1 protein-coding gene is annotated in these 14675 nt (G+C 39.1%); it reads right to left on the reverse strand.

Features of this window, described 5'->3' with window-relative positions:
- The coding region (locus tag OC530_RS05550; RefSeq protein WP_262080314.1) for a Rib/alpha-like domain-containing protein at positions 1-13563 on the reverse strand (13563 nt) is incomplete at its 3' end.
- Positions 13564-14675 lie beyond the last annotated feature (1112 nt).

Consider the following 14675-nt stretch of genomic DNA (forward strand, 5'->3'; position numbering starts at 1 on the left):
TTCTGCTTTTGTCTTAGCGTCGTTATAGGCAGTCACTTTGCTTGCTGGCTTGTCAGCTGTTGTTGGTACACTTGTGATTTCGCTTCCTAAGGCATTATTCGCATTCGTCAGAGCTGTCTTGTCTGCTTTATCGACTAACTTCTCTTTCGCTTTGTCTAACTTACCTTGAGCTGCGGTTACTTTTTCTTGCGCTGCTTGAACTTCTGCTGCTGTCGCATCGGCACCTTTAGCTTTTGCGGCTTCTGCTGCTTGCTTAGCTGCTGTAACTTCGGCTTCTGCTTCTTTCTTAGCGGCTTCGTAAGCTTTAATACTTTCTGGTGTCTTACCTTCTGTACTTACGGCTTCATCTAACTTCGCGTTGTCTTCTGCTAATTTAGCTTTCGCTGTTTCTGTAGCTGCTGCGGTTACTGCATCTTCTGCTTTCTTCAACGCGTCTTTGGCTGCGTTTACTTTCGCTAGCTCTGCTTGAACAGCTTCTGGTGTCGCATTATCGTCCGCTATTACAGCTTCCGCTGCTTGCTTAGCTGCTTCTGCTTTTGTCTTAGCGTCGTTATAGGCAGTCACTTTGCTTGCTGGCTTGTCAGCTGTTGTTGGTACACTTGTGATTTCGCTTCCTAAGGCATTATTCGCATTCGTCAGAGCTGTCTTGTCTGCTTTATCGACTAACTTCTCTTTCGCTTTGTCTAACTTACCTTGAGCTGCGGTTACTTTTTCTTGCGCTGCTTGAACTTCTGCTGCTGTCGCATCGGCACCTTTAGCTTTTGCGGCTTCTGCTGCTTGCTTAGCTGCTGTAACTTCGGCTTCTGCTTCTTTCTTAGCGGCTTCGTAAGCTTTAATACTTTCTGGTGTCTTACCTTCTGTACTTACGGCTTCATCTAACTTCGCGTTGTCTTCTGCTAATTTAGCTTTCGCTGTTTCTGTAGCTGCTGCGGTTACTGCATCTTCTGCTTTCTTCAACGCGTCTTTGGCTGCGTTTACTTTCGCTAGCTCTGCTTGAACAGCTTCTGGTGTCGCATTATCGTCCGCTATTACAGCTTCCGCTGCTTGCTTAGCTGCTTCTGCTTTTGTCTTAGCGTCGTTATAGGCAGTCACTTTGCTTGCTGGCTTGTCAGCTGTTGTTGGTACACTTGTGATTTCGCTTCCTAAGGCATTATTCGCATTCGTCAGAGCTGTCTTGTCTGCTTTATCGACTAACTTCTCTTTCGCTTTGTCTAACTTACCTTGAGCTGCGGTTACTTTTTCTTGCGCTGCTTGAACTTCTGCTGCTGTCGCATCGGCACCTTTAGCTTTTGCGGCTTCTGCTGCTTGCTTAGCTGCTGTAACTTCGGCTTCTGCTTCTTTCTTAGCGGCTTCGTAAGCTTTAATACTTTCTGGTGTCTTACCTTCTGTACTTACGGCTTCATCTAACTTCGCGTTGTCTTCTGCTAATTTAGCTTTCGCTGTTTCTGTAGCTGCTGCGGTTACTGCATCTTCTGCTTTCTTCAACGCGTCTTTGGCTGCGTTTACTTTCGCTAGCTCTGCTTGAACAGCTTCTGGTGTCGCATTATCGTCCGCTATTACAGCTTCCGCTGCTTGCTTAGCTGCTTCTGCTTTTGTCTTAGCGTCGTTATAGGCAGTCACTTTGCTTGCTGGCTTGTCAGCTGTTGTTGGTACACTTGTGATTTCGCTTCCTAAGGCATTATTCGCATTCGTCAGAGCTGTCTTGTCTGCTTTATCGACTAACTTCTCTTTCGCTTTGTCTAACTTACCTTGAGCTGCGGTTACTTTTTCTTGCGCTGCTTGAACTTCTGCTGCTGTCGCATCGGCACCTTTAGCTTTTGCGGCTTCTGCTGCTTGCTTAGCTGCTGTAACTTCGGCTTCTGCTTCTTTCTTAGCGGCTTCGTAAGCTTTAATACTTTCTGGTGTCTTACCTTCTGTACTTACGGCTTCATCTAACTTCGCGTTGTCTTCTGCTAATTTAGCTTTCGCTGTTTCTGTAGCTGCTGCGGTTACTGCATCTTCTGCTTTCTTCAACGCGTCTTTGGCTGCGTTTACTTTCGCTAGCTCTGCTTGAACAGCTTCTGGTGTCGCATTATCGTCCGCTATTACAGCTTCCGCTGCTTGCTTAGCTGCTTCTGCTTTTGTCTTAGCGTCGTTATAGGCAGTCACTTTGCTTGCTGGCTTGTCAGCTGTTGTTGGTACACTTGTGATTTCGCTTCCTAAGGCATTATTCGCATTCGTCAGAGCTGTCTTGTCTGCTTTATCGACTAACTTCTCTTTCGCTTTGTCTAACTTACCTTGAGCTGCGGTTACTTTTTCTTGCGCTGCTTGAACTTCTGCTGCTGTCGCATCGGCACCTTTAGCTTTTGCGGCTTCTGCTGCTTGCTTAGCTGCTGTAACTTCGGCTTCTGCTTCTTTCTTAGCGGCTTCGTAAGCTTTAATACTTTCTGGTGTCTTACCTTCTGTACTTACGGCTTCATCTAACTTCGCGTTGTCTTCTGCTAATTTAGCTTTCGCTGTTTCTGTAGCTGCTGCGGTTACTGCATCTTCTGCTTTCTTCAACGCGTCTTTGGCTGCGTTTACTTTCGCTAGCTCTGCTTGAACAGCTTCTGGTGTCGCATTATCGTCCGCTATTACAGCTTCCGCTGCTTGCTTAGCTGCTTCTGCTTTTGTCTTAGCGTCGTTATAGGCAGTCACTTTGCTTGCTGGCTTGTCAGCTGTTGTTGGTACACTTGTGATTTCGCTTCCTAAGGCATTATTCGCATTCGTCAGAGCTGTCTTGTCTGCTGGTTTCACCACATACGGAACTGTTACTTTTTCTGTACTTTGATCTGCATAAGTAATAACAACGTCAAGATTATGACTACCTACTGTAGTTGGATATTGTGTTCCTTCTTTCAGTGCAGCTGATGCTTTGTTATCTACATTTACCGCAGCAAGTAACTCTGCATTCGTAGGATTTTCACCGATTACTTTTGTAATCGTCTTAGTCGTCACTGTATGTGCAGGCGCTGAAATCGACGTTGGTGTTTGCGCACTCTTCGTATCACCACTTCCCGCTGTCGCAACTGCTGTTACTTGACGATTTCCTTGTACTGAGTTCGCTGGGAAGACCCAAGTATTTCCACGTTTTTCAATACCATCTGCTGTCCAGCCATTCGCTTTACTTACAGTTATTGTATTTACATTTGTATCAGTTGTAGGAACAGTAAATACTACTTCGTCTGCATCTTCTGGAATAGTTACAACAGTTTCACCATTTTGTTTATTCTCATAAGTCAACGCTGCTGGTGCTGGATTTGTCACTGTAATCGTTACATCGTATTCGCCGACTTTATTTGTGCCGGTTGCAGAAGTTTCAGTTAATTGAACCTTATACTTTCTTGTTCCAACTGTTTCAACGTCAGGTGTCTCTTTCCATGTAGCTGTAAAGTCACTTGGGAAGTCTTTTTCTACATCTTTTTCAGTATATTTAATACCTTTTCGAGCATCTGTTTTCAAGTCAGTCAGAGTTTGACTTCCCTTAGCTGCTGTAATGGTTTTCCCTGCGAAACTACGCTCTTTGGCTACATAAATCTTGCTTTCATCGCTTTCCGCAGTAAAGACAGTTTGTTTTACTTTAACAGGTTGGTCTGACGATCCAATTTCAGCTGTTTGGTCTGTCTGACGTAAGTAGGTATTATCTGGAAGTTTATAGGTCCAGACACCATTTTTCAGTGCACCTTCACCTGGTTGAAGATTAGCTGGGTCTTTTCCATTATTAGCGTCAATTTCAACAGTTCTACCAGTTTGTAAGGTCAATACAACCTTCGTAGCACTTTCAAGGGCTGTACCAGAAATTGTACGATCCACATCACTTAGTTTGGCATCTTCGCCACTTCCTACAGTTGCATTAAATGTCGGTGCTGTTGGTTTGGCTACTTGCGTATGAGAAATGTCAATAGTAGAACCATCTTCTGGGAAGTTAATCGTAGCTACTTTCGCCTTATCATCCGTAGTTCCCTTAGTATAAGTTACATCTGCAGGTAAGTTATTATTATTTGCATTAACTTCTTGAATTTTAGCTACAAAGCGCTCTTTGGCTGCATCTATAAAGTTACCATTAGCAATATCACTATTACCATAAGTCACTTTTTCAGCATTCGTTGGATAAGTGACTTGATCTCTGTAGAAGTCAGCATAGTTTTTAACCGTAACCGAATCGCTATTAGTAGAAGATACTTCATAATCAGTATCTACTTGTGTACTTCCTTCTGTTTTTTTGTATGTTCCAGAGACAAGGACATTAGCATTTAGTTGCTCTCCTAATGTTAAGTCTTTCTTGTAGTCAGCTGCCGCGAATGTTACTGTTGCCTCCCCTGCTGTAACTTCTTTTTCTGCTACAACATTACCTTGAGCGTCTTTAAGTTGTACTTTTACAATTGCTCCTGACGCTAATTGCGAAGCTTCTGGTAGGTTAGATACCGTAACGGCAGGTCTAGTTCCTGCTTGTCCTTGAAGTGTTGGTGCTTTTGGTTTAACAGCTAGAGCAACTTTGATGTCTTGCTCACTATAAAGATTACTATCGTCACCACGTAGACCTAAAATACTATTTCCATAGTGAACATTGACATTTTCTTCACGTAATCCTATAGTTGTTTGTGCTTTATCTACTGGAGAAGCACCATAACCATGATTCCCCCATCCGATGAAAACTCTTGATGGAGTACTTAAATTAGTACTTGGTTTGACATAAGAATTGACATTTGTATTTTTAAATGCTTTTCCTACTTCTGTTTCAAAATACTCTTTTCCTGTTGGATAATTTGGCTCATAGTTATATGTTTTGAAAGTAACTGTTTTTACTACAGTACCAGTTCCATTTGGATAAGTAACAATTATTTTGTGTGCCATTTCTCCTGCTACTATGCTTAGAGGCACTCCATTCTCAAATTCAACCGTAGTCCCTGCTGGTCTGTCTCCTTCAAATGCTACATAGAAGTCTGCTGTAGGAGGTTGTGTTCTACCTCTAGTTCCCCATAAAGCTGATGTCAATGCTTTACCAACAATCTCATAGTATGTTGCCACTTCTTTGTTATTAACTTTGCGAAGAGTAACAGTTGGATACACCGTTACTGGAATAGTCAATTCTGTTCTTTCACCATCTAGATTAACTTCTACAGTTTTATTTGTACTTCCTACTGTCGCTGTTGTTGGTTTGTCGCCATCTTTCCATGATGCAGAAGTTAACGTAACCCCTTCAGGAATTTCTACAAAGTTAGCTGCATTATCAACATTCTCAATAGTTGCATCTTTAATAGCGAAGATAGGTTTAAGTTTAACAGCAGTAATCGTAATCATCTTCTCTGCTTTATTACCGTTCTTATCTAAGACAGTTACCTTAATTTCATTTTTAGAAACTGAATCTAAAGTTCCTGTGATTGATTTAGTAGCTTTGTCATAGCTTAGACTCGTTGGCAATCCTGTAACTTTAATATTTCCTTCGTCAATACCTACACCTGTTCCATCTGATAGGTCAAGAGGAATATTAACATTTGTTCCTACTCCTACAATTTTCGAAGAAGCTCCGATAACTGGATTTGTTTGATCTCCAGTTGCAACTTGAGCCACAGAGTCATCACTTTCTACTCCTTGAGCTGCGACTTTAGCTGTTACAGCTGCTTGACCTTTTACTACTTCATCTTTCAGTGTGATTTCACCAGTGCTTGGATCTATACTAATACCGTCTTTTTGACCGGTTGTAATAGTCCATTGGTTATTAGTACCCTTAGTAGCTACAATCTCCGCAACTGCTTGAGGCGTTTTCGTTACATCACCATTATCTTGAAGCTGGTTGTTGTCTGCTGGAGTGTAAGTTACTTTTAGTGTATTAACATTTGGTTTATCCACTGGAGTTATTGTAACATCTCCGTTACCCGCAGGAGTTACTGCTGGTTGACTTGGTTTAACGTTTACTGTAACATGCTCTACATCTTCACTTGTTCCATCTGGATACGCTACTGTTATTGTCGCTTGTTTGACTCCTGGTGCTGATGTATTTAAAGTTCCTGCTTTCCATTCAATCCTTGTATTTTCTGGTAAGCTTGAGGCATTTGATATACTGTCTCTAGCTTCTGGTTGACTATCTTTTTCTACTGTTTTCTCTACTGCTGTTGGTGTGTAAATGTCTCTTTGTGACGGCGCAGTTATCGGAATATCAATAGTTTCCGAAGAACCATCTGGATATGTAATCGTTGCTCCAATTTTGTAACTATTATTAGTTGAATCACGCGTGATAGCACCACCATTATTCATAGAGATCATCATGTTTGCAGTATTATACGCTACTTTTACATCACCTTTTGTAGTAGTGAATTTAAGGTTTTGTTTCATGGCTTCAAACTCTTCTTGAGTCACTGTTGCATTATCTAGCGCAATATCTTTTCCAAGATGTTGAACTGTTATCGTTGGCGTATACTTAGTTGCTTGTGTTCTAACCTTGAATAACACACGTGTTGGACTGGCTTTATCATTAAGTTTATTTCCTGGAACTGTGTGTAAATCATTTCCTGCTGCATCGATTGCACTTGCATAACGAGTTATAATTACGTCTTCATTTGCCCATACTCTTCCATTTTTTTGTAATTTATTCAACGTACCCGTTACAATTGCTGTCTTCGGTGCTTCGTATATCGTATCTCCATTTGTTGGATATCTATCATAATCAATACCCACATCACCTAAGTCAGCAAAGTTTCCATTATATTCAACAAATCCTACTTGCGATAATTTATTTGAATTATCATTAAACGTTGCCACTGGTAAATTAGTTTCTTCTGTTGGTGTGATGTATACTACACGATTTCCATCTGCATCTTCTTCCGTATTTTGGAATTCAACTGTAGGGAAGACATGATCTCCATCTTTAGCAACTCCAGTTGCCTCGCTACTTTCAAGATTACCATTTGTAGTCATGAAGGCTTTAACTTTTACTGTTGAGCCATCTTTTACAGAACGGTCTTTAATTTTAACAGTACCTGTTGCTCCATCAATTGTAATTGGAGTCCCTGAGCCAAATGACCATGTATCTCCATTTTTAGATGCAGTATAGGTTACTTCTTGCGGATTAGTTGCCTGTGTAGTGTAAGTCACTCTTAGACGATTTACATTCGTCTCATTACCATGTGTAATAATCACATCACCATTATCTTGTGGCGTTACTACTGGTGCTGTTGGTTTGACTTCAAAATTAATTGTTTTTTCAATGTAACGACGTCCATTAAGCTGATTATCAGCATTCCCTGTTACTACAGTTCCAATCCCTTCAGTTCCTGCATATCCAACTGGGAAGTATGCTCTAGCTTTCACTACGTAACGTCCTGGTGCTTCTGGTAATTTTGTAATAACCTCACCAGCTTCATTTACCATACGGAATGTCATGCCACTAGGGAAATTACCATTATCTTGACGATTTGTCCCATCGTTAACCGTTAAGTAGTTATTCGCATCTTCAAGACTTTGCCCTGCAGTTGCCGGTACTGTAATTGATGGTTGATTCGCTTGTTTAGAACGTGATGATTCAAAATCTAAATCTACTACTTTCAGACGGAATTTGACTTCTGTTTTATTCCCTGAATCAACTCCATTACTTCCATCAGACACCTTAAGCGTTACAGTTCTAAGTCCTAATTGTGCATTCGCTGGAATTCTTCCTGTGATAGTATGCGTTCCGACTGAATCTTGTGTTTTTCCAGTCTCTGTTAATGTATCACTAGTTCCATTAAACTGAATTCCATTTGGTAAACCACTTACATACTTAAGATTTACTCTACCATCTGAGTCATTATCAAAGAATGTTAATGGTAGATTTAAATTAGCTCCACGATAGACAGTCACTACTGGAGAAGTAGATTCATTAGCATTTAATGTTACGACTCTATCAGCATCTGTTCGATTCGTTAATTTAACTGTTGGGGCTACCTTATCTGCAGTTTCAACTGGTATTCGAATGTCCTTAGTTGAACCATCTGGATACGTAATCGTAGCTCCTACGTAATATGAACCACCCTCACTCTTAATAGCACCATTCTCTTTCATAGTGATATTCATATCTGGAGAATTGTATGCTACCTTAACATCTCCTCTATTTGTAGAGAATGTTAAGTTTGATTTCATCTTATTAAATTCTGCTTCAGTTACACTTACACCGCTTACTGTAAGATCTTTTTTAAGTGTTTGAGCGTTGATAGTAGGTTCATACTTAGCAGCTTGCGTCAATACTTTGATTTTCACACGAGTTGGATTTTGGTTATTATCGCTAACATCTTTCAACTCATTATCTGCAGCATCTTTGGCATAAACATAACGAGTTACAACACTGTCATTGTTATTCCATATACGACCTGTATTTGAATTTATTTTTGGCAGTTTCCCTGTAATCTCAATATCATATGGCGCATTAAACTCAACATTGTTCTCACTAGATTTTTTGTTGTAATTTAAGCCAAATTCCATATGAGTATCACGTCCATTACCATGATATAGCACAACTTCTCTTAACTTACCAGAATTATCATTCACAGTTCCTAATGTAATCGAACCACCCGCTAAATCCTCTGTCGGTGTTACATAAACAACACGTTCTCCACTCACAACTTCTGTATATTTATTACTAAAAGTAAATGTAGGCGGAGTCTTCTCGCCAGCTAGTGAAGTTGCAGGTGTACCAATACTTTCTATACCTTGTGCCTCTACCTTAGCTGTAACTTCTGTAGCATCTCTTACTTGACGATCTTTAATTGTCACAGTTCCAGAAGTAGCATTGATTGTCACACCGTCCGCAGGAGCATTATTCAATGCCCATGTATTACCTGTCTTAGTAGCTGTTACTGTTTGTTGTCTATTATCTTTATCTGTATAAGTAAAGCTCAATGTGTTAACATTCGGTTGATTTGAATGTGCTACTACTACATCCCCATTAGCCTCAGCAGTAACAGTCGGCGCTGTTGGTTTAACATGGAATTCAATATCACGAGTCGTATATGTACGATTTCTAATTTCATCAAGTCTATCTCCTGTTGCATTAGCTGGAGTTGTTGATAAACCATTTGTCGGTACATAAGTTGTTGGGTAGAACGCTCCCGCTTTTACAAGATATTTCCCAGGTGCAGTGAATGTTAAATTTGTTTTAAATTCATTATTATTTGCTCCAGTAATATAACGGAATGTCATACCTTGCGGGAATAATCCATCCCTTCTATCTGTTCCTGTTATTGCAGTTAAATATTCATTCGGATCTGAAGTTTGCTCATTCAGTCTTAATTCCTTAACAATTTTCGTAGCTCCAGTAGTTGATGAATATCTTCCTTCAAAATCAATATCTAAAACACGAATATTGAATTTAACCTCTTTTTTATTATCTTGATCTACATTACCATTAGCAGCATCAGATACTTTTAATGTAACTGTCTGCACTCCAAGAGGCGCATCTGTAGCCACTCTACCTCTTACAGTGTAAGTTCCCGGAGTAGATTCTGTCTTACCATTTTGGTTAATAGTAGCATCGCTAGTAGCTGTTTCACTTTCATTGAATTTTACTCCAGTAGGAAGCCCAGATACATAGCTAATATTTACTTTACCAGTATTAGCATTATCATAATACTTAAATGGTAATTCAACAATCGCTCCACGATATACATCAATAGTTGTAACCGATGGATTATTCGTTAATGTAACTTCAGTATTGTTGTTTGCTTTATTTGTTAATTTAACCGTTGGCGCTACTGTATCTTGAACATTGAATGTAATAGCTTTTTCCACACTTGTTGGGGCATAGATCGTATATTCATTGCCATCAATTGTCTTTTTAACAGGAGTCGTACTGTTAGGTATATTCACTGTTGCTTTGTATTTAGTAACAGTGCCTACTGTGTCTAATTTTGTATTATTCGCTTTAGTTGTTGTTCCCTCTTTCCAAGTATAGGTAACCTTATCCGGAAGATACTTAGACGCTTCAGTTCCTGAGCTATTATCAACCACTTTTAAGTAATCTTGTGGTTCCCCTAGTGTTGAATTAACCGCAACATCTTTAGGTGTATTTTTCGCTTGTACATCTACTACTGTATATTGGAATTTATATGTTTTTTCATTTCCACGAGCATCTCTTACTACAACATTTGCTTCATGTGTACCCAGTGGGGCACTCGCCTCTACCACATTATCGTGTGAAATTTGGTACGTTGCCTCAGCAGAACCATTTCGCATAGTCCCCTCTTTAGCTAAATCACTACTTCCTTGTTTGTTAAACCATACACCATTAGGTGTATCATTCACTTTAAGATATGTCGTTGTTCCAGAATTATCATTAACAACAAATGTCGGATTAAATGCTGCTCCTCGATAAATAGCAAAACGATTATCTGTCGCAGTTTCAGTTAATGCTTTTCCATTCATCGTTACAGTTGGTGCTTCTGTATCACGAGTAACAACTTCATATTTGAAGTAATAATCTTTTTCTTTATTAGATTCATCAGCAACCGTTATCTTAGCTGTATATGAACCTACAGCTTGATTTTCCTGAACACTTCCATTGAATACTGCGTCAAAAGTATTTCGTTCAGTCGCATTATTTTGCGGTGTAAAGTTGGCATTAGCTGTAACACCTGAAGGTAAGTTAGAAATTGTAAATTTATTTAACTTCCCAGCATCATCCCATACCTCAATACGCGGACGGAATCGTTCTCCTTGGACTACTGTATATAATACTTGTGCATTTGCTGCCGTACTTGTTGGCAACAATTCAATATTTCCTACTTTTACTTTCGGTGCTACTATTGCTTGCTTTTCTGTTGACTTTTCAGAATCCACAGTTTGGTGTTTGTTCCCACTGTAGTCAACATGTCCACCTGTTGGAACAACAGAACGAACAAAATAAGTTCCTTTTTCTATTGTAGTAGTTTTAAAAGTTACTTCTCCTCTAGTGTTAGCTACTTGTGTATCTATTTCTCTTGCCTTAGCCTCACCTGGCACTTGAAGGTATAAAGTCATAGGGATACCATTAGTCCCATTAGAAGCTGTTAACGCTCTAGACTCACCAACAAATCCTACATCACCTGTAAAATTAGGCGTTTTAGGTTTCGTAATAAATCTGAAACTTCCTTTATCTGATGAACCATCACCCATCCTACGAATGTAGAAATAAGAATGTTTACCAGGAGTCGACGCTACTTCTTTTGATAAGTCGATTCCAGAAATTTCTGTACCATTTTCTCTATAGAAAGTAAAAGTTTGGTCTACTCCATTAAGAATAACATCTTTTTTCCCTTTTTCTGTAGTCTCAGCTCCATCTTTGTATTCAAGATAAGAATAAAAATCAATCTTACGTTGTTGATCTGGATTAGAACTATTTCCTCCATATGAGATAACTCCGTTCGCACGAGGATCAAATGGTTTATTAACTATATCTCCTCCAGAATATAAGTTTCCACCTAAAGAGGCACCATATCCTGAAAAAGCAGTAGAATAAATTCTATCTTGATCAACTAAGAAATCTCCACTTCCTTTAATCGAGAATGGATATTTATCAATCTCTTGTGATTCTGCTGGTGTTTTTGCAGACCATTGGTTAACAAGGTAAATAGTAGTTAATCCGTCTTCTTGTTTCGTCCCCTTAGAACCAACCGCATAAGCTAAATCACCTATCCTGTGATAGTTACCCGTCGTTTCAAAACTCAGGTGATAACTATCTTTTGTATCCGGCATTTCAAAATAATACAGATTACTATCTTTGCCATTAATGATGTTAAATTTATTATCGGCTAGTGTTCGCTCTGCAGAAGTTTCTTTCGACCTATTATATAAAGCCGAACCTTTTACTTGTCTTGCTAATCTATCTAGTGAACCTACTTCCATTAATTCAGTTAACATTCTACCTTTTCTTGTGATACCTGTTTGATTATTGTTACCTTGTGTTTCATTATCAAACCCTAAGTAATCAAGTTTCAACATATCTAAAATTGTATCGCTATTCGGTGATTCTGCTGTACCTGATGTTTTCCCTGGTGAAATGCGCTCTGCCGTAGCTGTATTAGCTTTGTATCTTTGATCCTTAGGTACTGTAAACCAGAACCCAGATCCTGCTAATTGATGGTTACCTTGATTAATATATAAATCCCATCTGAATCCAGTTTTAGTAGGTGTTACATCGGCATAGATATATCCTTTCCCCTCTGAAACAGAACGGTCTACATTATCAACAGCTACACCTCTTTGTACCCTATTGTAATATACATAAGTATATTTTAAGTAAGGCGACGCACCATGTTTTCCATCTTCGAAATAGTTAACCTTACTATTATCATAAGAAGTTGAACCATTATTAGCTACCGAACGCTCTTGACGGTTTAGTATCGCTTCAGGCTTAGGTATTTCTGTTTTACCACCATTTTCCTTATCCTCTAAAAATCCTTCGATAGTAGCACGAGCATAGTCAAGATCTTGCAGCGCTTTATTGAAGTCTTCTTCTGATATCACACCATCTTCGTCAGCAAGTCCAAGTTTTTCGTTTAACTTGTCGGAATTTGCTTTGATTAACGCTACTTTTGTCTCATCGCCACCATTTTTTCTTAAATAAGCAACGATTTTATCCATTTCATCTTTTAATGCATAAGTACCTGAACCATTTGTGTACGTTGACAATTGTTTCGGTGTTTCTTTTGCTTCAGTCGCAGGTTGTTCTACGCTTTCAGTTCTTTTACCACGTCTTTTAGGATTCGTTTGAGAGCTAGCTTCAGGAGCCGTCTCCTTTCCTGCATCAGTTGGACTAACTTGGTTTGCAACTGACTCAGGCTCGATCACTTCCTCTCTTTTACGACGCTTTCCTCTGCTTGCTCGCTCGGTCACAGATCCTTCTGAAGCGACCAGCTTATTATTTGCCGAATCTGCTTCTCCCAAGTCTATCAATTTTGGTTGCGATGGCTCCAAGGCTTGATTAACACGACGAATTAGAGCTTCCATAGCTCTTGCTTGCTCATCAACCTGCGCTTGCGTCGCTTTTGGATCTTCCAAAACTGCCTTAGCTGCTGCTAGGCGCGCTTCCACTTCAGCATGCAGTTCCTGCATTGAGCTAAGCGTTAGTTTTGCCAACAAAGCTTGCAGATTCCCTTGGGTTGATTTGGCTGCTGTCGTATCAGCGACGGTCGGCTGTTCTTGCTCTTTTACTTCTCCTGCTTGAGAAGGTTCTTGGTTAGCTGGATTTGTCTCGGACTGAGCAGAGTTAGATTCAGCTCCTGCTTGCCCTTGATTGGTTTCCTCAGCTGGCGCTTCCTGCGTTTTCACCTCATCAGCTGCTGTGAGTTCAGCTGGCTGGTCAGTTAGAACCTTGTTCGAGTCTCCCTCATCCGAGCTTCCTAAATCACCGTCTGCCTTTCCATCAGAACCCACCGTAGCTACTTCATTTGCCGTAGCTGGAGTGATGGGTTCATGCGCTGCTACTGCCCCGTTAGCAAAGAACATCAATGCCGCAACCGCGACACTGGCAGCACCAAAGTGATATTTTCGAATCGAATATCGGAAAACCTTTTCTTTGTTATATTTTCCAAAGTCCATGAAATTTTTCTCCTTTTTTGTAAGTTGTTTTGAAAACAAAAATAGCCTTATCATCTTCAAACTCACATGATATTAAATAGTATTGATAGAACTATTTAACCCACTGCACCCAGTGTACAGTCTAGTAATAATTATACCATACCCCCCCCCCGAATTTACCATCTAATCATCCAAAAATCTTGATTTTTAGAGAATTTTTTAGCATATGTTTATTATATTGATTATAGATATACGCTTTTTTGATTTATTTCCTATAAACTAATAACTTTTCTATATCTTTATTTATGAAAATTTTAGTATAATAATAGTTATAATTGGCTGATTTTTAGTAGTGTGAATATATTAAATATAATTTAGAAACCAAGTATGGATTCAAATTTTAGTTTGAAAAAACCTCCCTATTTTTTGATTGGAAGAGCTTATCATCAGTTTCTAAAAAATGTCTAAGACTTACGGAACTTGTCCGATACCTATTTGCAACAAGATTAAATGGTTAGCTGGTTAGAAATTGAATTGTTCAGCTTTTATTTCATCTCACTATCCCCTATTCCTAGAGCCACAATCTCCTTATTCCTTCCTTTGACGATTCTCATCTCCAAAATCACTCCTATCCCTAGAGCGCTTTCAGCCCTTACCTCATGATAATCAAGCTTGGAAATATAATAGATTGAAATAAAATATGAACAAATTGATAAGAGGATTTTAAAGTATTTTCTAACAATGCTTTAGAAACTATGATGTGCTATTCTAAATTTAACTCACTATAAAGATCAACTAAAACAAAATAAAACAAGAATCAAACAAATTAGTCTTGGAATTTCAATCAATTTATAACAATATTTTAAAAGCCCCTTGTACTATCCCAGCTTCAGCTTATTATATTTGTTCTAAATCCATTGATTATCATTCTACTCTTATCCTCAATCTAAGATTAGTATTTTGAGCTATCCTACATAAGTCTCCTGGCTTGCTTTTTGATTTTCGTTTATAGGATATTGAATTTGGAATAGTTCACTAGTACTTCTAAAACATTCATAGAAATTACTTTGACTTTCCTGACTGATTTGTTCAGTTCTTATTTCATTCATATATGCTATGCATTAACCGATAGC

This window comes from Streptococcus sp. Marseille-Q5619 (genome assembly GCF_946901205.1).
In the GTDB taxonomy this organism is placed as follows: Bacteria; Bacillota; Bacilli; order Lactobacillales; family Streptococcaceae; genus Streptococcus.